Genomic DNA, 23,141 nt, shown 5'->3' on the forward strand with positions numbered 1-23,141 from the left:
CGGCTTATTTGCCCCTAAGTACTTAAAAGAGAGATTAATAATGAAAAATAATAACGCAACAGTAAAAAAAGAAAATGCTACGAAAAAATTAAATGAAAATGAAGATACATCTGAACAGACACATAAAGTGCCAGAAGTATTGGAAACTATTTTGGTGGAACGTCGTGAACGTGTTGGGATGATCACGCTTCATCGCCCTAAAAGTTTAAATGCGCTCAGTAGACAGCTTGCAAAAGAGGTAGTTGATACGTTAAAGGCCTTTGATGCAGATGACAATATTGGTTCAATCATAATTACCGGTAGTGCTAGAGCCTTTGCTGCGGGAGCAGATATAGAAGAGATGGCTAATTTGAGCTATGCCGAATTTTATTGTGATGATATTTTTGCGTCTTGGGATGAGTTACGTTTAATCAGTAAACCTATTATTGCCGCAGTGAGTGGATATGCGCTAGGTGGAGGCTGTGAGTTAGCATTGATGTGTGATTTTATTATCGCTTCGGAAGATGCTCAATTTGGCCAGCCAGAAATTAAATTGGGAATTTTACCCGGGATTGGTGGCTCGCAACGTTTGGCAAATGCTGTTGGTAAATCGCTTGCTATGGATTTGATCCTAACGGGAAGAACCATTGATGTGCAAGAAGCGAAAGCTGCTGGCTTAGTATCACGAGTGGTTCCTGGTAGTGAGTTACTACAAACAGCTTTAGAAGCAGCACATACAATCGCCGGTTATAACAGCCCTGTTGTACGTATGGCTAAAGAAGCTGTGACTGTTGCTTTTGAAACTAGCCTTACTGAAGGTATAAGACATGAACGACGTTTATTTCAAGCAGCTTTTGCAACTGAAGGGCAAAAAGAGGGAATGCACGCATTTATCGCTAAGCGAGCACCGGTATTTCGCCATCGTTAAGCGTATATTTTTAGTGTTTCATTTTTGAATTAGATTGATTTTTATTTCACCTGTTTATTTTTAAGAGAAGTTAACATGTCTACACAAATTATTTTACCCAAGGTTATGCAAATTGGTGAAGATGCCAGTCTTGAAATACCAAGTATTTTAAAAAGCCTTGGTTGCAGTCGTCCTTTAGTTATTACTGACAAAATGATGGTGCAACTGGGTTATGCTAGAAGAATACAAATCTGTTTAGGTGCTAAAGGGATTTCAGCACCTATATTTGATGATACTGTGCCTGAGCCGACAGTTAAGTCAATTCAAGCAGGCGTAGAAAAAGCTCGCAATGGAAATTATGATTGTATTATTGCTTTAGGCGGAGGAAGCCCTATTGATAGTGCGAAAGCTATTGCAATATTAGCTAAACATGGCGGCGTTATGCAAGATTATCGTTTTCCGCGGATAGTTAGCGAGCAAGGTTTACCTGTCATTGCAGTGCCGACTACGGCAGGTACAGGCTCGGAAGTAACACGGTTTACAATTATAACTGATGAAGCCACCGATGAAAAAATGCTTTGTGTTGGTATGGGGTTTATGCCTATCGCAGCCTTAATTGATTTTCAGTTAACCCTAAGCCTTCCACCGAGAATAACAGCAGATACTGGTATTGATGCACTCACTCATGCGATTGAAGCCTATGTCAGTAAAAAGGCTAATCCGTATAGTGATAGTCAAGCTATAGCTGCAATGAAGTTAATAGGGCCGAATTTAAGAAAAGTTTATCAAAATGTCGATGATAAAAAAGCTAGAGAGGCTATGATGCTTGGTTCAACTCTAGCTGGGGTTGCTTTCTCAAACGCTTCTGTTGCATTAGTGCATGGTATGAGCCGCCCTCTCGGTGCTTTTTTTCATGTGCCGCACGGTTTATCTAACGCGATGTTGTTACCTAGTGTTACAGCATATTCCATCCCTGCAGCACCTAAACGTTATGCTGATTGTGCCCGTGCTATAGGAGTCGCAATCGAAGGAGACAATGATGAAGCAGCCAATGAAAAATTGTTAACTGAACTTAAGGCGTTAAATGATGAGCTTGAAGTACCAACTCTTGAAGGTTTTGGCATTAAAAGAGAAGATTTCTTTGATGTTTGTCAAACAATGGCAGAGCAAGCGTTAGCGTCAGGCTCACCTAGTAACAATCCCATAGAGCCGTCAATTGGCGATATGGTTTCTATTTATCAGAGGCTGTGGGATTAACCTAAGCCATTTATTTTCTCAAACTTTAGGAAAAACTATGAAGACTATTGGACATTTAATTAATGGTGAAATTATAGATGACACCACACGCAAGCAAGATGTGTTTAACCCAGCAACGGGGAAAGCTATTTGTAAGGTAGCACTTGCTTCGGTCAACACTGTTGAGCAAGCTATTACAAGTGCTCAGGCGGCCTTTCCTACATGGCGTAATACTCCAGCGATTAAACGAGCGCGGGTGATGTTTCGATTTAAAGAATTGTTAGAGGCGAATGTTGATAAAATTAGCCAATTGATCGGTCAGGAACACGGTAAAATATCACATGATGCGGCAGGTGAAATACAGCGCGGTATTGAAAATGTTGAATACGCGTGCGGTGTTCCAGAGTTATTAAAGGGCGAACACAGTAAAAATGTTGGGCCTAATATAGATTCATGGAGCGAATTTCAACCGTTAGGTGTTGTTGCTGGTATCACACCATTTAACTTTCCTGCGATGGTACCCCTTTGGATGTTCCCAATGGCTATCGCCTGTGGTAACTGTTTTATTTTAAAGCCATCAGAACGAGACCCAAGCTCAACATTATTTATTGCTCAACTATTAAAAGAAGCCGGCTTGCCTGATGGTGTCATGAATGTAGTTAATGGCGATAAAGAAGCGGTTGATGTTTTATTGACAGATGAACGTATTAAGGCGGTTAGTTTTGTTGGTTCAACACCTATTGCGGAATATATTTATGCAACAGCGAATGCAAATGGAAAAAGGTGTCAGGCTTTAGGTGGCGCAAAAAATCACGCTATCATTATGCCTGATGCAGATATGGATAATGCAGTGAACCAGTTACTTGGTGCAGCATTTGGCTCTTCTGGTGAGCGTTGTATGGCATTATCTGTTGCTGTTGCCGTTGGCGATGAAGCTGGAGATGTTTTAATTGAAAAAATGACGAAAGCAATGTCTGCTTTAAAAGTGGGGGACTTTAGTGACAGCAGTAATGATTTTGGTCCGGTGATAACCAAGCAACATAGAGACAAAGTTATTGGTTATATTAACCACGCGCAAGAGCAGGGCGCTAAAATTGTTGTTGATGGTCGAAACCCAATTGTAAAAGGTTTCGAAGATGGTTTTTTTGTGGGTGGTACACTGATTGATAATGTAACTCCCGATATGGTTAGTTATAAAGAAGAGATTTTTGGGCCTGTATTACAAGTTGTTCGCGTAAATACCATGCAACAAGCAATGGATTTAATTGATGCGCATGAATACGGTAATGGTACATGTATTTTTACACGTGATGGTGAAGCCGCTCGATATTTTTCGGATAATATTCAAGTGGGTATGGTGGGTATTAATGTGCCATTACCTGTTCCTGTTGCCTATCACAGTTTTGGCGGTTGGAAGCGTTCTTTGTTTGGCGATTTACATGCGTATGGGCCAGATGCTGTACGTTTTTATAGTAAACGTAAAACAGTTACTCAACGTTGGCCGTCTGCAGGGGTGCGTGAAGGTGTTGAGTTTTCAATGCCAACCTTAAGCTAATACTTCGTGTTTTAAGTGCTTTTTTAAACTCCCTTCAAAGGCACTTTAGACTAGTCTATTTGTTGTAGTGGACTAGTCTTTTTTATTGTCTGATTTATAATCAAAGAATAATTAAGGTGTTTGGCTCTTCATCGAGACGCTTGCTAATACTCTTGCTGCTTGATTATAATATCATCGACCTCTAATGCAGGAAAAAACATGCCAAATCAAAGAAGAGAAAAAGGCTCGTCAATTACTCGGGTACTTGAAATTATTGAAGCTATTTCACGTACTGAAAGACCTATGTCACCAGCAGATCTAGTCTTCTCACTTAATATTCCTAAGCCTACTGTTCATCGCTTATTGCAACAACTTGAAGCTGATAACTATGTGAAATTCAATATGAGGGGGCTGTTGGTGCCAGGTGATAGAATGCATAGTATTGCCTTAGGTGTACTTCATAGTAGTCGATTTAAAGCCCTGAGGCAGGCTATTTTAAAAAAGCTAGCAGAAACGATCGGTGAAACTTGTGGAATTGCAATTCCTGACGGTACAGACATGATTTATTATGATCGAATTCAAACCAATTGGCCGCTGCGGATTCATTTACCTATAGGAAGTCATACACCAGCATGGTGTACTGCAAGTGGAAAACTTTATTTAAGCTCACTGCCAACTGTACGTCGTCAGCGTATTCTAAATAAGTTATCATTAGAAAAACTTGCTAGAAATACTTTTACTGAACCATCTCTATTAGAAGAAGAGTTAAACGATATTAGGATAAATGAATTAGGTATTGATAACGAGGAGTTTATCGACGGGATGGTTGCTTGCTCTGTACCGATTGTTGATCAGGATGGAAAATTATTTGCCTGCCTTTTTACACATGCCCCCGTGATCCGAAAAAGCTTAACCGAATTGTTAAGCTTTGAGCCTATTTTACGTCAAGCCGCGATTGAATTAGGGGATTTACTTAAGGAATAGGTATTATTAAATGTTAGTTATTCTATAGCTGTGCCACTTGTCAGACTTTAAAGAAGGCAAGTTCGTTTTTTTGAGACTCTGCCAATTGCGCTAATTCAGATGAGGCTTGCAAAGTTTGGTTAACAGCCGCGACGTTTTGTTGTACCAAGTCAAACGCCAGCGTAGTATTTTTGGATATGTCTTCTGTTACGCTAAACTGTTGTTCAGAAGCTGTTGCAACTAGCATATTAATATCAGAAATAGATTGTACTGCTGATGAAACGTCCTCAAACGAATTCTTAACATTATCAGCAAGTAACACCGATTCTTGAATTAATCCTACATTTTGGCTCATGTTTTTATGAGCTATTTCGGATTGGTATTGTAGTTTTTCTATTATTTCTTTAATGCTAACAGTTGATTCCTGTGTTTTTGACGCTAGTGTTCTAACTTCATCAGCAACAACGGCGAAGCCACGTCCGTGTTCACCGGCACGTGCGGCTTCAATAGCTGCGTTTAATGCGAGTAAATTAGTTTGATCTGAAATGGTGTTAATAACCTCAGTTACCGAGCCGATTTCAAAAGCAAACTGTTTCAAGTCTTCTACTATGCTTGCAGTATCTGATACTGAAGCGTTAATAGTATCAGTTAGCGCAATCGTTTTTGCTAAAGCTTCTTTGCCATTATTTATGTTATCCTGTGCTGTTCTAGTTTGTTCCTCGGCCTCTATGGCTTTACCGCTTACTTCTTGAGAAGTGATTGATAGCTGTTGAATAGCTGTGGATATTTGTTCCACCTGAGCGAGTTCATGCTGTGCATTATATTGTGTTTGGTTCATCACGGTATTTAATTCCTGAGAAGCTGACGATACATTTTCTGAAATACTGTGGGAATTTTTTATTAACCCTTTTAGCTGTTGAGATAAGTTGATTAAAGAGAAGTAAATACCTGTTTTTATGTCTTTATTATGTAAGTTATCCGTTAATTGACCGTTAGCTATTTTCTCCATCAAGCTAGCAATTTCATTTGGTGGTCCACCTACAGGTTTTAGAACCAATTTATTCACAACAGCAAGTAATATTAACACAGCAATTATTAAACTAATCGCTCCTAATAACACATCTGTAGCTAATTCATTATTAACCCCTTTTTCAATCTCACTGTCTCGAATGAATGTAACATAAGACCAACCAGTAATGTTTAATGTGCCCCAAAAAGAAGTGAAGTCAACATCTTTATTATTCACTTCAGCGGTATACGACAATTCAAGGTTTTTAGCATTAAACTTCTTATATATAGGGCGTTTTGTGAAAATGTTCTTTCCGATAAAGTCAGGGTAGGGGGCAATTAATATTGTACCATCGGTTGTATATAAGAACATATCCTCTCGGTTAAGACTGGTTTCTAGTACACTTTCCATATAAATAGTAGAAAGTACTGCAATAGAATCATTCACCTTTAAAGCCATACCTAATACTTCTTTGCCTGTTACGGCCGAATTAAAAGGTGGTGAGACAAAAAAATCACTGTTGTTATTAAAAATGGCATTATAATAAGCGCGATTTAATTTTTTCACATTAAAACCTAGCTTTTTACCCGCCACATTATAAATAGCTCCTGTCTTGGTAAAAAGAAACACGCCATCACTAATGGTACTTTGTGCCCGAGATAAAGAGTTTAGTTGCGTTATAGCATTAAGAGATAAGCCTTTAGAGGATATTTCAGTAGGAGAAATATTAATGGAGGATAACATTTGTCTATAACCAGTAAGTTTTTCTAGCAAGCCTGTTTTAATTGTTATATTTTTTTCGTGTAAAAGTGCCCTATTCAAATCAATACTCTCAGCTTTGAAAGCATTGTAACTAAAAGTTATTAGTGTTGAGATAATAGCGAAAATTATAAAACTTAATGTTCCAATAATCTTTAGTTTAAATTCATTCATTTTAGTTCCCTGTATAAATTAAATGTAACTCAATTGTTTGTTTCTTATATGATAAGTACGTTGAGGAAGAGAGGACAAGTTTCACTTCATATTTATTTATCCAAGTATATGTATAGTAAATCTTCGTGTTATTGAGACATATCGTATCGTTTTATATTACGACAAGCTAATGAGATTAGTCAATACTGACATCAAAAAAATGAACCAGTATTGTACATTCATATTTTTTGATTGGTAAATTAGAAATGTATGTTTAATAATCATAAGGCTACTGGTCGTTATTGTAGATTTATCTTAGATAAAATAAATTACTTTGGAATGTAAAGTTAATAATTATTAGCTAGGTTTTATTTTTAAGCTACGGAACTCATGTTTTAAATAATCTTTTCATTTATAAGCCAAATTGTCTCTATATGTATACTTATCTTTTGTTGTGCCCTTTTTAGCTATTCGTTGTTGTTAGTGTTTTTATATTTATGTTATTTTTATCAAAACGAATAGCTATAAACTCCTGATATCTGTAGGTAGCTACTTAAATGGTATTTATCGGTGCTGTTTGTTGTGACTACTTATAAAAGTACCCGCATGAATTTCATAATTATGTACAACAAAAAGATATTAAAGTTAGGAATTTATTATCACAGACAATAGCTATGACAGTGAGGGCATTCGAATTATAATTAGCAACCTAAACTCAAGCCCAGTTATACATAGAAGCAGAATTCAATAACGGAAATGACGATATTGAATGGTGTTTATATAAATATAGGCCCTTAGTTGAAAATGCATTTGTAAGACTGAATATTTCCGTACTCTAGAGACAAGATTCGATAAATTGAAATTACAGTTTGAGTGTATCTTAACTCTACTATCTTCAATTATTTGGCTGCCAATGTGAAAGAGCACTCCGGCTAATTAATTTTCATATATTGTTGGTGTAGATACTTCCAAGGCATAACGACAGTTATGAGAATCACACCGAATAAACAAGCAAACGTGACCTCCATAACAAACTGGCTTTGGCTATCTTGAATCCAACTTGGCAGGGCAAATACAATGAGCCAAATAGACTTCCACAATAACTCTATCATTAGGAATGGCAACATTTTTATTGGATAACGCAACCCTAAAAGTGCCATTAAAGAGTAGCTTGCTAACATGGCTAGCACTACACTATCATCGGAAATAACTGCATGCTTAAAATACCAAATATCTGGCCAAACAGTTAAAGTTAAACCTACAAATATAAATAGGTACATAGCCCTTAATAAGTTAAGCCGGAAAGTACTTAAAGAGGAATGATCTTTCATAATTACTCTTTAATAGTTCGTGCTTTTAAGCCACGGTTAAACTGTTCAGTAAAGCTTTGGTCTTGCTGTTTATTATTTTTCTTTATGGTATCAACAATATTTTTATATTGTTCAACATTTCCCGCTGCATAATAAGCCTTTGCTAGACTCCATCGAGACCAGTAATAATGAACATCATAAGGATCGTCATTACGCTTCATGTATTCTTTAATATATTCAATACTCTTATTAAAATCTTCCCCTTCCGCTAGGTAAATTTCTCCCAACTGTAACCAGCTGTCATTTTTATGCCAAGTATCTGCCATGTGACTGACTTCAAATTTTTGTTCTTCCGAAATTACTTCCATAAATAATGTTTTACTTACTTGATAACGTTCTTTATCTTTTAAGAATCGGGCGAGTTGATACATATTTTCACTATTAAGATATTGAGTGTTCGAATACTTTTCTGCTAAGCGCAGTGCAGTATCTTCGCCATCAACTATTTCTGTATATTTCAACCAAAGCATGTGAGCATCTTCTTGTGAGATTTTTTCTAGTTGAAGCAGGTAATGCTGAGCTTTTTCCATTGAGCCTCCAGCCAATGACGGCGCATCTAGATGAAATTCAATCACCATACGAAGTGCTTTTATATCACTCGGAAAATTTTCAACGGATTTTTCATATTGCTTCATACATTTTTTACCAAAACTCAACGCACTAAAAATTGAAACCTGCATTGCATGCTCACAGTAAATGTCACCTGCCAAAAGTAAATCATCAACTGAAAGTATCGATATAGTTAGTGCTTTTTCTATATACTCTACAGCCTGTTCGCTGTCTTTTTTAACTAATGATATCTGACTCAAATAGATCAAAGCCTGTTTATATTCAGTTGTATTATTTTCTCTATCGTTAACCTTATTTATTTGATTAATAAAGTATTGCTGAGCACGATCGTATTGTTTAGTTTCAAATAAATGCACCCCACTTTTACTTTCAACCTTAAGGGGTTCGTTCGCTGTCAACATTGACGAATACACGAATAAAAAACTTATACATAGCTTCACTAAAAGATTAATGGACATACTTACTCCTTCCCTAGTCGTTTAAATCTGATTTTTTTTATCGTATTAATGAACGGTTTGCGAATTTTTATCACCCCAACAAACAAAACAATAATAGGAAAGAAGCCTAAAAGAACAGGAAATAAGCTATTATTAAACCCGTCGGGAAAGAAACTTTGCTGACCAAAAAACAAGGCTCCCGAGGCAATAAAGAAAGAGAAACTCATCCGCCAAACATGACGAATAATACGTGATTGATTAGATAATTTTTTACGTAATATAAGGTTAATTTCGCCACAAAAAGCCACCGCGCCAGCAACCACAAATATAATAAATGCCTGTGGTGGAGCACCATCAACTGTGCCGCTGCTACTTTGGTTCGCCAAAATAATAAAAACAATACCCATCATTGTAATTAAAAAGGCAATGACACAACCAATTTTTTCCGCCTTACCTGCAACCATTTCTCGGCTATTGGCAGCTAACTTCCCGGTAATCAATAAATACAACGCGAGTATTGCCGCGACAAAATTAGTGGCTTTTTCCATTGCTAGAAAAGGGGAAACTAATGCACCAATGAAATAACAAATAAACATCGATATAAAAAAAATGTTACCTGCAAAGCGATGTAATGAGCTGCCCTTAGCCGATAAACTAGCAATAGAACCGGCAATTAAACCAAGCGCGCCACCACCAATGTGGCTATACAATAAAATAGCTGCACCTAAATGTAATAATGAAGAAGAATCCGCTTCAATTATTAAATGGGCAGAATGCGCTGAGCCCGAAAAAAGCAACAGCAACCCTATAGGCATACTAATAAGTAGCCTGAGAACAAATTTTTTCATGTGAATATTCCGTTAATTAGTTATTATAAAATAACAATAAATTCCGATTGAATTGTATATTTAATTGGTTGGCTTACTCTAATTGAAACTCCAATATATCGCCTGGTTGACACTCCAAAGCTCGGCATATTTTATCTAACGTATCAAAGCGAACAGCCTTAGCTCTTCCTGACTTTAAAACAGATAAATTTTGCGCGGTAATACCTACTTTTTCAGCAAGAGTATTTAACTTCATTTTACGCTTTGCGAGCATGACATCTAAATTCACAATAATAGCCATAGTTGCTCCTATATCGTCATCTCTGACTCTTCATTAAGATCACAACCAATTTCAAGCGCCCAAAGTAATATGTACATTAAACCGAAAAAGATCACCGCGATAAGAAACTCTATTCCTATTGATAAATGTGACGTAGCCCCTGTTAACAAAGATAGTATCCACCCTGAAATATTTTGAATAATAAACAATATAAAAAACATGACTCCGCTATTAAGGACCGCCTTTACACTTATTATCGCTTGATGGCTGAATATTTCCCCTGCGATAAAATGACTCATTAGATGCCGAAAGTTACTTGTTATGCGTATTGCCAGATACAAAGCGAGAGCATACAAAAATAATATTGTTCCTTTAAGCCACAGGCTTACTTCCTGAATATAGAACGCATTATCCCCGAGCATTAAAGAACCACTATCAATAAAAAAAGCAATCCCAAAAATCAATAGCCAACAGCCATAGAGCAAATATCTAAACAAGGTTAAAAAAGTAAATAATTTTTGACTCAATTTTTTAATTTGCTGAGTTCTTGCGTGTACTTGTATATCCATAAATCACCTATCACTAAAAACCATCAATAAGATAACACATCAAAAACAAATTGCGATATTTATTTATCGATAATCGATAAATAAATATCGTATAGCATAAAATAAGATGCCGATGACTTTGACTATAAATGAAAAAAGGGCGATAACATCACTGCTATCGCCTTTTTCAATTTTTTAAATTTAAGTCTAGTGATTCTCTTAAGCCATATTAATGATTATTTGTTAGTTATTTAGATAGACTGGGAAGTTAATGTATACCAATTTAGCGCTGGTCTATCCATTCCATACGTTTTGTTAAAAGATTCTTCAATGCTTTAGTGGGAGCTAAGTCTAATGCAATTTTTTGATGCTTTTTGGCCAAGTTTTCATCCCCAGCTCGTAAATACAAATCAGCTAATACAGCACTCCATGAATAAGTTTCCATTAACCAACTTGGGAAAGTCGACCCATGAATAACAGTTAAACCAGCTTCTGGACCATTCATTTCAGCAATAGCGACGGCTCTATTGAGCCTGTGAATAGCGGAGGATGACGTTTGCTCTAAAAGTAAATAGTTATCAGCGATTCGATCCCATCGAGTTTCTTTATAGGACATAGAAAGACAATGTTCTGCAGCAATTCCTGCTTCAGCATGATACCTAGAGAAATAATCTCCACAAGCGGACTTTTCTAGCCACAGAAGTCCATCTTGTATTTTCTGCTTATCCCATAAAGAGCGGTCTTGATGTTCTAATAGAATTAACCCTCCTGTGCTATCTTGCCTTCCTTCCATTCTTGCCATCTGAAGATTTATTAAAGAAAGTAATGCATAAGTTTCAGGGGTTTTCCCTATTTTCCTACTAACTAAAATAGTGGTTAGCCTAAGTGCTTCTTCACAAAGCTCCTTCCTTATCCCTGATTCATGAGTAACGGAAAGGTACCCTTCAGTGAACATTAAATATAAGACTTTATTGACTGAAACCAACCGAGATGGACATTCTTTTGTTAACACAGACAATGATTTGAGGTTATTACTTTTTAACTTATTTTTACAACGAGAGAAGCGTTTGTATACATTAGCTTCACTTGTGAATAATCTAATTGAAATTTCACGAATATTAAAACCACAAAGTACTTTAAGAGCAAAAACCAGCTGAGATTCAACAGGAATATCATCACTACAGCATGCAAATAGCATTAATAAAAAGTCATCCTGAAGCTCCGTAGATAAAAAAAAGTCAGGGGTCGTTACTAAATCGTCTTCAAATTTTTGGCTATTTTGAAATAAAATACGATCACTGTTAGATTTTTTACGCAATTCACTTATTAGGTTATTTGATGCAACTCTATATAACCAAGCGGAAGTGTTTTTTGGGACACCATTTAAACGCCATGATTCCAGTCCAATCATTAAGGCTGATTGAACGGAATCTTCAATAACGTCTAAATGTTGCACACCAATTCGACGAGAAAGAGTTGTGACCAGTTTACTGTACTCAAGACGAAAAAATTTCTCTATTAGCCTTCTAGGAGTCAAGAGTTATTGATCTCTCTTACCTCTATGCTAGAACCTAGAAATATACCTGGACTACTTTTCGCTACATTAAGAGCTTCTTCCAGACTGTTTGCAGTAATAATCATATACCCACCAACCACCTCTTTAACTTCAACAAAAGGACCATCCATAACACCTTCTTTGGTAACAACTTTACCATCACCTAACTTTCCGCCCATATCGAGGATATTATCTTTGTACTTATCCTTCCAAGCATTAAACTTAGCATACATTTCTTCCATTTGACCTGGTGAAGGTGAACCTGTTGCTTTAGATTGATTTGGTTGGTTTCTCATAACGCATAGATAGCTATTTTTCGACATAATATTAATTCCTTTATTTTTTATTAAAAGTTTCTACTTAACTTAACGATCGAACTTTCGTTTTTTGGACACATAGCAACATATTTATTTGAATGATGTATATTTATATAACAAGGTCTATTGAACTTTCTTGTGGCACAAATTGACACAATAGTTATTGGGCGTTAGTATTTTTCGGCTTGTCGACAACATAGTGGCTTGGGAAGTCTGCAGACTTATCGCCACTACGAGTACGAAGGCGAATATATGATTCATTCCCTTTGGGTTTATTCATTGGAATATCCATCCCGCCCTCAGCGGCTAACATATTAAATAAATGGTTTTTCATTTTGTCTATTGTTTTCGTGTACTTAGCATCTGCTATCAAGTTGTTTTGCTCTTTGGGATCGTTCTCTAAGTCGTATAACTCGTCAGTGTCCCATAAACCATAATAAGTGATGTATTTAAACTTATCACCACGCAAGGCGAATACCGTGGGTGACTGTGGATAGTTTTTCTCCCAGTAATAAACATACAAAAAGTAATCACGCCATTTGATCTCTTTCTTTTGTGCTAATGGTAAAAAGCTTTGACCGTCCATGTGATCTGGCTTTTTGATACCCGCAGCTTCTAATATCGTTGGAGCAATATCAATGTTAGCTACTACATTATCTATAGCTTGACCACCTTCAATTAATGAAGGTAATTGCATAACCATAGGTACACGAATGGATGTTTCATAGGCGACACGTTTATCAATTAACCCATGTTCACCAAACATAAAGCCATTATCACCCATATAAATAATTAACGTATCCTCGTATAAACCCATATCTTTGAGTTGTTGTTTGACACGACCAATACTGTCATCAACTGCAGAGAATGCTTCAGTGTAGTTTTGATAGTACTTTTTGATATCAACTTCACTATGGTAAGGAAAATCTACACCATGCCAACTATTACGCTGATCACGTAACCAGCGAGGTGTATGTTCACCGTAATCTTCTACTTTATGGTTGGACGGCAATTCAACTTGACCATCGTACATACCTTTGTGGCGTTCTGCTGGTGTAAAGTTAGCGTGTACCGCTTTATGAGATAAGTACATCATAAATGGCTGTTCTTTACGTTGTTTCTCTTTCATCCAGTCAATCGCATAATCTGTTAATTCATCTGTGATATAGCCTTTTTGTGGTACACGTTTACCATTTACATTAAGTGTCCATTTTTTATCTCTTGGTGCCCAATAATGACCTTGACCAGCAAAACTAACCCAATGTTTAAAGCCTTGTCTTTGATGATCACTGTGGCTTCCCATGTGCCACTTACCAAAATATGCCGTGTCGTAACCTTGCTTTTGCAAATATTCTGCAAAGTAAACTGTACCATCTTGCTCCAAACGATTATTGTCAATAACGCGATGCTTATGTGTATATAAACCTGTTAAAATTGATGCGCGACTTGGCGAACAAAGTGAAGTAGTTACCATGGCATTTTGTAAATGAACACCTTCGTTAGCAATTGAGTCTAAATTAGGGGTTTTCATAAATGGATGATCCATAAAACCCATTGCATCATATCGATGGTCATCCGTTAAAATAAACACAATATTACGCTTTTTAGCCCCTTCAATTTGGTTAACAATAACTTCAGTAGGAAATGTGCTTGCTAAGTTTGAAAATGAAGCCAATAAAGCCACATTTCCTATCAAAATTGTCATATAATTTCTTATAATAGTTTTCATAAATAATCTCGTTATTTGTTATAGATTGTGAATGTTTTTTGCAGCGCTATAAGGCCAAACACTTTAAATAAACAGTAATGAAACATTAATTCGCTTTTTTAAACTCGCCAAAATTATGTGGCATCGGCGTAATATATTTGCTTAAACTTTTCTGTAAATCAGCAAGTATTGACGCATATTTTGGATCTTTCGCTAAGTTATGTTGCTCGTTTGGATCTTGCTCTAGATTATATAGCTGATCAAAATAGTGGGGATGCAATTCGTGGGCGTTATAACGAGAGCGCATTAAACCAACCAAAGCGTCATTGGTTACGGTTAACCCTTCTTGATTATATTTACCCGGGTTGGCAATGGCATCTTCTTGAATATCTGATGGGAATCTCACGGCATATACTTCCATTTATCGGTCACATGCTTGTACCATCAAGTGACTTGTTCTTATCGCTAACACCAGCGGCATCTAAAGTAGTGGGTACTATGTCCACAGCACTTACTAAGCTATTGACTTGTTGAGGCTTTATTCTATCAGGCCACCAAACGAGTGCCGGCGTATTAACCCTACCTTCATAATTGGTCATTTTTCCTCGTCCACCATGCGCACCACTATGGTCGCTAGCAAAAATAATCAAGGTATTGTCTAGAATATTATGACTGGCTAACTTAGTGATAACCGACTTAATGGCGTCATCAATCCATAACATAACCGCGGTTTCTTCGGGTAAACCGGCTTCCTTTACGCGAGCAAATACACTTGATCGAGAGGGTTGAACTTGCGGTGCTAATTCATCAATAGTAGGTGTTAATACTTTGCCACCAAAAGTACCAGCGTCAGTGAAATTCATATCGTCAGTGTAAATAACAATAATATTTGGTTTTTGGTGTTCATTTGTTAATTTATTAGTTAGTGAAGATTTTTCAGGTGAACTGCAGCCTGAAAGTGTAATACTCATGAATATTATCAAGTAACTTGAATATTGGGTTATTGTTCGCATAACGACTTTCTAATTGTTTTGTGCAAAGATGGGCATAGCAATGAGTTACCTTATCAAAGAGGTATTTACTGAGGAGGAATTAGGATTAAATGGTGTAATATATGTAGGTTGATGCGTTGTTATTTCTACGTTTGTTTTGAGTAGTAAACCAGTATCCATATTTCGCTTAAAAAGCACTACATTATTAGAACGTTGGTTGGCTATGAGTAAATAATTTTCTTGTTGAGATAGTGTAAAATCACGTGGCCATTCTCCACCCGATTCAATGTGTTGCTTAATACGTAGATTGCCATTAGATAATACATCAAAAACACTAATGAGATTACTTCCGCGAATGCTGACATATAGGTGTTTACCTGTTGATGACATTTTTATAGCTGCAGCAAAATTATCTCCATGGGAGCCCTTTGGTAATATACTGATAAGTTGTCGACTACTTAATTTACCATGATTTAAATTTTGCTGAACTACAAGTATTGTATTGTCTAGCTCACTAACAATATAAGCGGTGTTCAAGCTAGGATGAAATGTCATATGTCTTGGGCCAGCACCAGCTTGTAATTTTATCGCAACTTCAGTTGTTAACTCTTTTTTCTTAAATTGATGAACAAAAACCTGATCTGTACCCAAATCAACACTATAAGAAAATTTGCCAGTTTTATCCCAGTTCATCCAATGCATGTGTGGTGCTTTCTGTCTTTCATGGATGCTATTACCTTGTGATTGAAATTCTGTGATCAGGTTTAGTTTGTTAGTTGCAGTATCAATAGCAAAAAATTTAGTATCACCTGAGCTGTAGTTTGTGACGCTTAATTGTCTGCCGTTGGGGTTGACTGCGATATAGCAAGGGTCAGCACCTATGTTTTTATAGCTATGTATTGATTTGAATTGGTTTGTTTCAGAGTGCCAAGAAAATTGATTAATCTCACCCTGAGCCTTTTCATTTACAGCATATAAAGTCTGATCGTGATTGCTTAAAGCAAGGTAAGAGGGGTTAGCTGTTTTAGCAACTACCTTATTGCTCGATAAAGCTAGATTATGTGTGTCTAATGTAATAAGACTTACACCTTGTAAGTCGTTATTGGTGTATGAACCGGTAATGAACTTATCGAGTTTATTGTTCAGGTTATTATCTTCTTGTCGTTTAGCTTCTACTGAGGTGCTTTCACAAAGAAAGCAAAGTAACAGTGCAGTTATTAGATTTTTAGTGCGCATTCTATACCCGGTAATAATTTATTGAGTAATGATTTATCTAACTATATATCCTATTTAACTAGTTGGTCAACCAATATTAACCGGTTCAATTTTGGTTGACCAACTGTGTGAAGGTAATGTAGAGTTGTCGTTTTTATAGAGACAAAGTTAATAGGGGGAGAGTCATTCAAACGCAGCGTAAATATCAAATTGTTGGCAGTAAGATTCAGAAAAATATTTCTGAAGGCTTGTATTGCCTTGGATCACGTTTACCAGCAGAACGGGATTTAGCTGACGTTTATTCCGTAGGAAGATCTGTTATTCGTGATGCTATTGTGATGTTAGAGCTGCAAGGATTGGTAGAGGTTCGTCAAGGCTCAGGTGTTTATATCATAGCCAAACCAACTACGGCGACAGAGCAAATTGATAACCAAATGTTAATGTCTCAATCAGGGCCTTTTGAAATGATACAAGCTAGACAGTTTGTCGAAAGCAATATTACTAAACTTGCGGCAACAAATATAACTACAGAAGATCTTGTACTATTAAAAAGCATTTTAACCCGACAAGCAAAAGCAAAATCTGACATAGATAAAGAAGCCTCCGATCAAGACTTTCATTTGGCAATTGCGGCAGCAACACAAAATGCAGAGCTTGTTTCTGTGGTCAAAAATTTATGGGATAGGCGGCAAAACAATCAATTATGGCGTTTGTTGCATGAACGGGTGATTATCAAAAAATCACAAAAAAGGTGGCTTGATGATCATTTGACAATATATGAAGCATTGGCACGTAAAGATGCTGACGCAGCTTTTTGTTCAATGTGGAATCACTTAGAAAATGTAAAAACAGCTTTGCTTGAGGTGAGTTTTGAACAAACCGATAAGCTGGATAGCTGGCGACTTACATCATAAAGATTGATTGGTAAAAGTAATTAAAGAATTTATCAGACATTTATTAAAGGAAAACAAATGAAAAAGTATATTTTCAGTGTGGTCTGTTTGCTAATGACATCATTGTCTTATGGAGCAGAGTTTAAACATTTTATTACAGCAGAAGGCAATAGATTAAAAGACGGCAAAGCGGATTACCGTTTTATTTCTTTTAATGTACCGACATTAAATTATCAAGAAGATAATTTGAAGTTTCGTGAAACTAACCCCTATCGATTACCATCAGAATATGAAATACGTGACATATTTGCCACGGTGAAAGAAATGGGTGGACAAGTTGTCCGTATATATACCATTCCAGTACGTAATACCGGTTTTCCAAAAGACTCTCCAACCTATGTTGAAGCACCTGGTAAGTTTAATGAAGACGCATTTAAAGTCACCGATATGATGCTTGCATTAGCAAATGAATACGGCATCCGCGTTATTTTTCCTTTACTAAATAATCGTCAATGGATGGGTGGAAGGCCAAATTACGCCGCTTTTAGAGGTAAAACGGCAGAAGAGTTTTGGACCGATCGTCAACTTATTGAAGATTTTAAACAAACCATTAATTTTACCTTAAATCGTGTTAATACCATTACCGGTGTGCCTTATAAAGATGATAAAGCGATCCTTTGCTGGGAAACGGGTAACGAGTTAACCAGCCCAGAAGATTGGACCTTTGAAATTACCCGTTATATGAAAAAATTAGATCCTAATCACTTAGTGATGGATGGCTGGTTTAGTGATGATTTAGATGAGCCATTAGTGAGAGAGGCTTCATTAAATGAGTGGTCAATCGATATGGTTTCTTCACATCACTATGAAAGAGATACCACGCTTTTACCAGGTAATATTCAACGCAATATTGATTTAATTAACAAACGTAAAGTGTATTTAGTGGGGGAGTTTGGTTTTGCTAGTACCTCTTCTATTGAAAGCACACTCGATAAAGTGATTAAAGAATCTGATGATGTAATGGGCGCGCTTATTTGGAGCTTACGTCATCATAATAGGGACGGCGGTTATTATTGGCATTCAGAGCCGCTTGGTGCTGGTTTATTTAAAGCCTTCCATTGGCCGGGATCAGATGCAGGTATTGCTTATGATGAAGCCAACTTAATGCGTATGTATCGCCAAAAGGCATTTGAAATCCAGAAAAAAGAAGTACCACCAGTATCATTACCACTACCGCCTAAAATGCTACCTACGGAAAATGTGTATAGTTTAAATTGGCGTGGTTCGATGGGGGCAACAGGTTATAACGTTGAACGCGCGACCTCGACGAAGGGCCCTTGGCAGCAAATTCGCTTTAATGTGAGTGAAGAAGAAGTTCCTTATTTTCCTTTATATAATGATGATACCGCTAAAATAGGTAAGCAATATTATTACCGCGTTAAAGCGATTAACCCGGCAGGGGTCTCAAAAGCTTCTAATGTTATTGGCCCAATAACGGTTAAACAGTTGGCAAAAATAGATACCATGAAAAACTTAGGTATTGTTGAAGACAGTAAAGCCATTAAACCGGTTATGGGAAATGATCGTAGTTTTAAAGAGTTACGTTATCGTTTAGCGGGAGATTACGGCTCTGAAATAACCTATTCAGTACCGGGTGATTTTGCGGGCGTAGATATTTATGCCTTTGAAAAAACACGTTTTAATTACCTTGAAATTCAAGGTTCAATAGACGGAAAAGTATGGTCCAGTTTACCTATAACACCAAAAAGCTTTGTAAATAGTGAGACTAACTATAGCTATTGGAAACCTAAACTATATGCGCACCATGATACTGAGAAACAATTTAAGTTTATTAAAATATTCTTTAAAGGTGGCGTAGCTCAATTAGGTCGCGTGGAAATTCTTTATCAATAAAAGCAATCAACAACACGCTTTCGCTTATATCTAATAGGTGAGTTTCATTGGTTATGTTGCCATGGAACTTGCCATTAATTTATGTGAAAAATTCATATTAAACCCTAGCTTACCAACTTATTCTAATAAACCTTAAGCTACACTAGGATTCATTTTATGGCCATTGCTGCTGTTCTCATCACCATATTGGTGTTGGTGTTATTAATTACATGGGCAAAAGTTCAACCGTTTATTGCCTTTATCATTTCCTCTATCGTTGCCGCGATTTTACTCGAAATACCCCTTGAACAAATCCCTGAAACGCTAGAAATGGGTTTGGGCAATATGCTTGGCTCATTAACCGTGATTATTTGTTTTGGTGCTATGTTTGGTAAATTGGTTTCTGAAACCGGTGCGGCCAAGCGCATATCGTCTTCACTGATTGATCTTTTTGGTGAAAAATATATTACATGGGCATTGATGTTAACGGGGTTTGTTGTCGGTATTCCGTTATTTTATAACGTCGGTTTTGTGCTACTTATCCCTCTAGTTTTCTCTGTTGCCTATCAAACTAAACTGCCAGTTGTTTATTTAGGCATACCGCTGCTTGCTGCATTATCTGTAACGCACGGCTATTTACCACCTCATCCATCACCAACAGCATTGGTTGCTCAATTTAATGCGGATATGGGTTTGACCTTATTATATGGCTTAGTATTGGCCGCATTTTCAATGAGTTTAGCTGGGCCAATCTTTGCTAAACGTCTAAAACATATGAAAAGTACACCTATTAAAACGTTTAAACCAACGCAGTTAAGCGATGATGAGCTACCGGGTAAATTCACCAGTTTTGTTATCGCCTTATTACCGGTATTAATGATTGCAGGCACCACTGTATTACCTTACATCGCAGGAGATGATGCCAGGTTAAAAACGGTATTTGCGTTTGTGGGGGATCCAATGATCGTGATGCTTATCGCCTTATCAATAGCAACTTATGTACTAGGTATATCTCGTGGTTATTCCATGACTAAAATCATGACTATGTATTCAGACGCGATTAAAGACATTGCCGTAATACTGCTCATTGTGGCTGGGGCAGGCGCATTAAAACAGGTATTTGTTACAAGTGGCGTAAGCGCAGACCTTGGTGATATTTTAAAAGATAGTGCCATGAATCCACTGCTATTAGGTTGGTTGATTGCCACCATAATTCGAATTTGTTTAGGCTCGGCCACCGTTGCTGGTTTAACCGCTGCAGGTATTATGGCGCCAGTTGTTATAGCTACAGGGGCAAACCCTAATTTAATGGTACTTGCCATCGGTGCGGGTAGCTTAATGTGCTCACATGTTAACGACTCAGGCTTTTGGATGTATAAAGAATATTTTAACCTCAGTTTAGCCGATACCTTTAAATCATGGTCGTTAATGGAAACCATTGTCGGTTTAACTGGTTTGGTTGGCGTTTTAATTTTAGATAGTCTTTTGTAATAATTTTGTAGGAACTTTTTATGAGTAATTTCCCTTATTTTATGGCGCAAACAATGCGTTGGTATGGACCTAACGATCCTGTCTCACTTCGCGATATTCGACAAGCTGGTTGCTCGGGTGTTGTAAGTGCATTACACCATATCCCAAACGGAGAGGTTTGGACGGTAGCTGATATTAACCAACGAAAACAAGAAATAGCAGCGTATGATATGCAGTGGCTAGTGGTTGAAAGCTTACCTGTTCATGAAGATATCAAAACACAAGCTTCAGGTTATGAGTTATTGATTAAGAATTATCAGCAAAGTTTAAAAAACCTAGCTGCTTGTGGTTTAAACGTAATTACCTATAATTTTATGCCGTTGCTTGACTGGACGCGTACTGATTTAGCCTTTGAATTGCCTGATGGCAGTAAAGCCTTAAAGTTTGAACTTGAAGCTATTGTTGCTTACGATATTTATTTACTTAAACGCCCTAATGCAGCACAAGATTATTCAAAAGAGTTATGTGATAAAGCACACGCTAAATTTATGGGCATGACCGACAGTGAAAAACAAGTCTTAACGCGCAATATTATTGCGGGTTTACCGGGTAGTGAAGAGTCATTTACCTCGGCTGACTTTTTGTCTGCCATTCAAGTCTATAAAAATATTGATGAACATAGACTGAAGCAAAACCTAATTCATTTTTTAAAAGAAGTATGTCCTATTGCGGACGAACTAGCATTAAAACTCGTCATTCACCCTGATGATCCACCTTATACCTTATTTGGCCTGCCAAGGGTGGTCAGTACAGCCCAAGATTTAGATGAACTATTTAACGCAGTGCCTAATCAGTCAAATGGTTTATGTTTTTGTGCTGGCTCTTTTAGTATTCGTGCTGATAATGATCTTGTTAGTATGATAGAACAATTTGGTGAGCGCATTTACTTTACTCATTTACGTAATACTCAGCGTCATGAGAACGGTGATTTCTATGAGTCAACGCACTTAGAGGGCAGTGTTGACATGTATGCTGTTGTCAAAGCGCTAGTGAATGTGTCGTATAAAATGAAGCGAAATATTGCCATGAGACCTGATCATGGCCATCAAATGTTAGATGATTTAACAAAACAAACAAATCCTGGCTACTCTGCGATTGGCCGTTTAAAAGGCTTGGCTGAATTACGAGGTTTAGAGCTTGGTATTGTTAAAAGTTTGGTTGAGGTGGCTTAATGACACAGACTAGTGGGAAAACCATTTGTTTTGGCGAGTTGCTTATGCGAATCGCTGTTCATGAACATTGGCCAATGAAAGCTGAAAGTCAGTTATTTTTAGGGGGCTCAGAATTGAATGTTGCCATAGCTTTAGCTGCATGGCAACAGCCCAGTGCTATGGTAACAGCCTTACCCGAGAGTCAGTTATCATACGCTATTGGTAACTTTGTTGAGAGTAAAGGGGTCGAGACAAGCATTAACTATCAGCAAGAAGGGCGTATGGGCCTCTTTTACCAGCTACCCGGTGCAGATATGAAGAGCGGTCAAGTTAATTATGATCGTAAGCATAGTGCCATTAATGATCAAGAATATAAAAAAGAAGATTGGGACAATCTTTTATCGGAAGGGACTTGGTTACATATTAGTGCGATTACCCCGTTATTAAGCGAGCCCGCATTTAAGTCTTGCCTTAATGCGGTGCGTTGCGCTAAAAGTCTTGGTATCAGGGTATCAATGGATTTAAATTACCGAGAGGCATTGGCGCGCGCAGTTATAAATCCTATTGAGCGAATATCGGCGATTGCTCAATATTGTGATGTATTAATGGGGAATATTTGGAGTGCTAATAAATTGCTCAATTGCCCATTAGATAATGAGCTAATAGCCAAAGACTTAACCGAGAATTACCTGCTTCACGCAAAGCAAAGTTCAGATTTTATTTTTGATAACCTGCCTAATTGTAAGCACATTGCTTTTACGTTTCGTTTTGATCAACATGACATTGGCGCTAAATATTACAGTAGCCTTTGTACGCCTGATAAACAGTACTTTACTAAGGTTACTTACATTGAAGAAGTTAAGAATAGGGTGGGTACTGGTGATTGTTACATGGCAGGGTTAATTTATGGTTTTATGAAGAAATATGACAATAAAGAATTACTTAACTTTGCAACAAAAGCTGCAATAGGTCATTTTCAAGAAGTTAATGATTATACTGAGCAAAGTGCTGAGAGTATTTTAGCAGCTATAGCATAATCAGAGAGGTATAAAGTTAAGAGAATAAACTAATATTTAAGAAGTGAACCGGTTTTGTAAGTGTTGGGACGCCAATTAATCGACGTTAATATTTTACAGATTAGCTGTTAACTATATGATGATATTAAACTTTATAATTGATGTGATGCCTAGGCTACTGATGAATCAGTAGTCTATTTATTGTGTGTTATGAAGATTCTTAAAATGTTTTTTGGTATTATTAAATCGTGTTTTTTACCGGTTCATTTAGGTTTTCGTTTGGCTTATATACGCTAAAA

Annotated in this window: 21 protein-coding genes; 9 read left to right on the forward strand and 12 right to left on the reverse strand. The window is 37.0% G+C overall.

Annotation, left to right across the window (positions count from 1 at the left end):
* The first annotated feature begins 40 nt into the window (after nucleotides 1-40).
* The 4 genes from AC27IF_RS18535 to AC27IF_RS18550 all read left to right on the forward strand — a co-directional run bounded on the left by AC27IF_RS18535 (nucleotide 41) and on the right by AC27IF_RS18550 (nucleotide 4,640).
* Nucleotides 41-907, forward strand: coding sequence for an enoyl-CoA hydratase (locus AC27IF_RS18535; RefSeq protein WP_487055837.1), 867 nt, complete (start codon nucleotides 41-43; stop codon nucleotides 905-907).
* A gap of 75 nt (nucleotides 908-982) precedes the next feature.
* The gene (locus AC27IF_RS18540) at nucleotides 983-2,143 is read left to right on the forward strand and encodes an iron-containing alcohol dehydrogenase (protein ID WP_487055838.1); all 1,161 of its coding nucleotides are present in this window, start codon (nucleotides 983-985) and stop codon (nucleotides 2,141-2,143) included.
* 37 nt (nucleotides 2,144-2,180) lie between these two features.
* The gene (locus AC27IF_RS18545; protein ID WP_487055839.1) at nucleotides 2,181-3,677 is read left to right on the forward strand and encodes a CoA-acylating methylmalonate-semialdehyde dehydrogenase; all 1,497 of its coding nucleotides are present in this window, start codon (nucleotides 2,181-2,183) and stop codon (nucleotides 3,675-3,677) included.
* A 198-nt stretch (nucleotides 3,678-3,875) separates the two neighbouring features.
* On the forward strand, nucleotides 3,876-4,640 hold the full coding sequence (locus AC27IF_RS18550; protein ID WP_487055840.1) for an IclR family transcriptional regulator: 765 nt from the start codon (nucleotides 3,876-3,878) through the stop codon (nucleotides 4,638-4,640).
* Between the two features lie 40 nt (nucleotides 4,641-4,680).
* Here AC27IF_RS18550 and AC27IF_RS18555 read toward each other — a convergent pair whose 3' ends face one another.
* From AC27IF_RS18555 to AC27IF_RS18610, 12 genes are all read right to left on the reverse strand, one after another.
* Nucleotides 4,681-6,561, reverse strand: coding sequence for a methyl-accepting chemotaxis protein (locus AC27IF_RS18555; protein WP_487055841.1), 1,881 nt, complete (start codon nucleotides 6,559-6,561; stop codon nucleotides 4,681-4,683).
* A 911-nt stretch (nucleotides 6,562-7,472) separates the two neighbouring features.
* Nucleotides 7,473-7,871 (reverse strand): hypothetical protein, encoded by a 399-nt coding sequence (locus AC27IF_RS18560; RefSeq protein WP_487055842.1) that lies wholly within the window; start codon nucleotides 7,869-7,871, stop codon nucleotides 7,473-7,475.
* 2 nt (nucleotides 7,872-7,873) lie between these two features.
* Nucleotides 7,874-8,938: a tetratricopeptide repeat protein gene (locus tag AC27IF_RS18565; RefSeq protein ID WP_487055843.1), complete on the reverse strand. Its 1,065-nt coding sequence runs from the start codon at nucleotides 8,936-8,938 to the stop codon at nucleotides 7,874-7,876.
* Between the two features lie 2 nt (nucleotides 8,939-8,940).
* Complete coding sequence (locus tag AC27IF_RS18570; protein ID WP_487055844.1) at nucleotides 8,941-9,765, reverse strand: hypothetical protein; 825 nt, start codon at nucleotides 9,763-9,765, stop codon at nucleotides 8,941-8,943.
* A gap of 73 nt (nucleotides 9,766-9,838) precedes the next feature.
* On the reverse strand, nucleotides 9,839-10,045 hold the full coding sequence (locus AC27IF_RS18575; RefSeq protein ID WP_487055845.1) for a helix-turn-helix domain-containing protein: 207 nt from the start codon (nucleotides 10,043-10,045) through the stop codon (nucleotides 9,839-9,841).
* Nucleotides 10,046-10,053: 8 nt separating this feature from the next.
* Nucleotides 10,054-10,593 (reverse strand): hypothetical protein, encoded by a 540-nt coding sequence (locus AC27IF_RS18580; protein ID WP_487055846.1) that lies wholly within the window; start codon nucleotides 10,591-10,593, stop codon nucleotides 10,054-10,056.
* 262 nt (nucleotides 10,594-10,855) lie between these two features.
* Nucleotides 10,856-12,109 (reverse strand): RNA polymerase sigma factor, encoded by a 1,254-nt coding sequence (locus tag AC27IF_RS18585; protein ID WP_487055847.1) that lies wholly within the window; start codon nucleotides 12,107-12,109, stop codon nucleotides 10,856-10,858.
* A complete protein-coding gene (locus AC27IF_RS18590; protein WP_487055848.1) occupies nucleotides 12,106-12,423 on the reverse strand; it encodes a YciI family protein in 318 nt (105 codons plus the stop codon). The genes AC27IF_RS18585 and AC27IF_RS18590 overlap by 4 nt, the downstream gene beginning before the upstream one ends.
* Nucleotides 12,424-12,604: 181 nt before the next feature.
* Complete coding sequence (locus tag AC27IF_RS18595; RefSeq protein WP_487055849.1) at nucleotides 12,605-14,149, reverse strand: sulfatase family protein; 1,545 nt, start codon at nucleotides 14,147-14,149, stop codon at nucleotides 12,605-12,607.
* A 109-nt stretch (nucleotides 14,150-14,258) separates the two neighbouring features.
* Nucleotides 14,259-14,573 (reverse strand): hypothetical protein, encoded by a 315-nt coding sequence (locus AC27IF_RS18600; RefSeq protein ID WP_487055850.1) that lies wholly within the window; start codon nucleotides 14,571-14,573, stop codon nucleotides 14,259-14,261.
* A gap of 7 nt (nucleotides 14,574-14,580) precedes the next feature.
* Nucleotides 14,581-15,123 carry a sulfatase-like hydrolase/transferase gene (locus tag AC27IF_RS18605; RefSeq protein ID WP_487055851.1) on the reverse strand — a complete coding sequence of 181 codons (543 nt, stop codon included), beginning with the start codon at nucleotides 15,121-15,123 and terminating at the stop codon, nucleotides 14,581-14,583.
* 87 nt (nucleotides 15,124-15,210) lie between these two features.
* On the reverse strand, nucleotides 15,211-16,380 hold the full coding sequence (locus AC27IF_RS18610) for a lactonase family protein (protein WP_487055852.1): 1,170 nt from the start codon (nucleotides 16,378-16,380) through the stop codon (nucleotides 15,211-15,213).
* A gap of 188 nt (nucleotides 16,381-16,568) precedes the next feature.
* Between AC27IF_RS18610 and AC27IF_RS18615 the strand changes: the two genes are divergently transcribed.
* From AC27IF_RS18615 to AC27IF_RS18635, 5 genes are all read left to right on the forward strand, one after another.
* The gene (locus tag AC27IF_RS18615; RefSeq protein ID WP_487055857.1) at nucleotides 16,569-17,273 is read left to right on the forward strand and encodes an FCD domain-containing protein; all 705 of its coding nucleotides are present in this window, start codon (nucleotides 16,569-16,571) and stop codon (nucleotides 17,271-17,273) included.
* Between the two features lie 57 nt (nucleotides 17,274-17,330).
* On the forward strand, nucleotides 17,331-19,166 hold the full coding sequence (locus tag AC27IF_RS18620; RefSeq protein WP_487055853.1) for a glycoside hydrolase 5 family protein: 1,836 nt from the start codon (nucleotides 17,331-17,333) through the stop codon (nucleotides 19,164-19,166).
* Nucleotides 19,167-19,322: 156 nt separating this feature from the next.
* On the forward strand, nucleotides 19,323-20,636 hold the full coding sequence (locus AC27IF_RS18625; protein WP_487055854.1) for a gluconate:H+ symporter: 1,314 nt from the start codon (nucleotides 19,323-19,325) through the stop codon (nucleotides 20,634-20,636).
* A gap of 20 nt (nucleotides 20,637-20,656) precedes the next feature.
* Nucleotides 20,657-21,847 (forward strand): mannonate dehydratase, encoded by a 1,191-nt coding sequence (uxuA, locus tag AC27IF_RS18630; protein ID WP_487055855.1) that lies wholly within the window; start codon nucleotides 20,657-20,659, stop codon nucleotides 21,845-21,847.
* Nucleotides 21,847-22,863, forward strand: coding sequence for a sugar kinase (locus tag AC27IF_RS18635; RefSeq protein ID WP_487055856.1), 1,017 nt, complete (start codon nucleotides 21,847-21,849; stop codon nucleotides 22,861-22,863). Before uxuA ends, AC27IF_RS18635 begins: the two co-directional genes overlap by 1 nt.
* Nucleotides 22,864-23,141 lie beyond the last annotated feature (278 nt).

It is taken from the genome of Colwellia sp. KS18-150 (assembly GCF_057551365.1).

Bases quoted from the DNA above. Each gene is read 5' to 3' on its own strand.
- uxuA (WP_487055855.1), top strand. From the start codon at position 20,657: ATGAGTAATTTCCCTTATTTTATGGCGCAAACAATGCGTTGGTATGGA.
- AC27IF_RS18605 (WP_487055851.1), bottom strand. From the start codon at position 15,123: ATGAGTATTACACTTTCAGGCTGCAGTTCACCTGAAAAATCTTCACTA.
- AC27IF_RS18540 (WP_487055838.1), top strand. From the start codon at position 983: ATGTCTACACAAATTATTTTACCCAAGGTTATGCAAATTGGTGAAGAT.
- AC27IF_RS18635 (WP_487055856.1), top strand. From the start codon at position 21,847: ATGACACAGACTAGTGGGAAAACCATTTGTTTTGGCGAGTTGCTTATG.
- AC27IF_RS18600 (WP_487055850.1), bottom strand. From the start codon at position 14,573: ATGGAAGTATATGCCGTGAGATTCCCATCAGATATTCAAGAAGATGCC.
- AC27IF_RS18595 (WP_487055849.1), bottom strand. From the start codon at position 14,149: ATGACAATTTTGATAGGAAATGTGGCTTTATTGGCTTCATTTTCAAAC.
- AC27IF_RS18555 (WP_487055841.1), bottom strand. From the start codon at position 6,561: ATGAATGAATTTAAACTAAAGATTATTGGAACATTAAGTTTTATAATT.
- AC27IF_RS18560 (WP_487055842.1), bottom strand. From the start codon at position 7,871: ATGAAAGATCATTCCTCTTTAAGTACTTTCCGGCTTAACTTATTAAGG.
- AC27IF_RS18590 (WP_487055848.1), bottom strand. From the start codon at position 12,423: ATGAGAAACCAACCAAATCAATCTAAAGCAACAGGTTCACCTTCACCA.
- AC27IF_RS18535 (WP_487055837.1), top strand. From the start codon at position 41: ATGAAAAATAATAACGCAACAGTAAAAAAAGAAAATGCTACGAAAAAA.
- AC27IF_RS18580 (WP_487055846.1), bottom strand. From the start codon at position 10,593: ATGGATATACAAGTACACGCAAGAACTCAGCAAATTAAAAAATTGAGT.
- AC27IF_RS18570 (WP_487055844.1), bottom strand. From the start codon at position 9,765: ATGAAAAAATTTGTTCTCAGGCTACTTATTAGTATGCCTATAGGGTTG.
- AC27IF_RS18610 (WP_487055852.1), bottom strand. From the start codon at position 16,380: ATGCGCACTAAAAATCTAATAACTGCACTGTTACTTTGCTTTCTTTGT.
- AC27IF_RS18545 (WP_487055839.1), top strand. From the start codon at position 2,181: ATGAAGACTATTGGACATTTAATTAATGGTGAAATTATAGATGACACC.
- AC27IF_RS18575 (WP_487055845.1), bottom strand. From the start codon at position 10,045: ATGGCTATTATTGTGAATTTAGATGTCATGCTCGCAAAGCGTAAAATG.
- AC27IF_RS18625 (WP_487055854.1), top strand. From the start codon at position 19,323: ATGGCCATTGCTGCTGTTCTCATCACCATATTGGTGTTGGTGTTATTA.
- AC27IF_RS18620 (WP_487055853.1), top strand. From the start codon at position 17,331: ATGAAAAAGTATATTTTCAGTGTGGTCTGTTTGCTAATGACATCATTG.
- AC27IF_RS18565 (WP_487055843.1), bottom strand. From the start codon at position 8,938: ATGTCCATTAATCTTTTAGTGAAGCTATGTATAAGTTTTTTATTCGTG.
- AC27IF_RS18550 (WP_487055840.1), top strand. From the start codon at position 3,876: ATGCCAAATCAAAGAAGAGAAAAAGGCTCGTCAATTACTCGGGTACTT.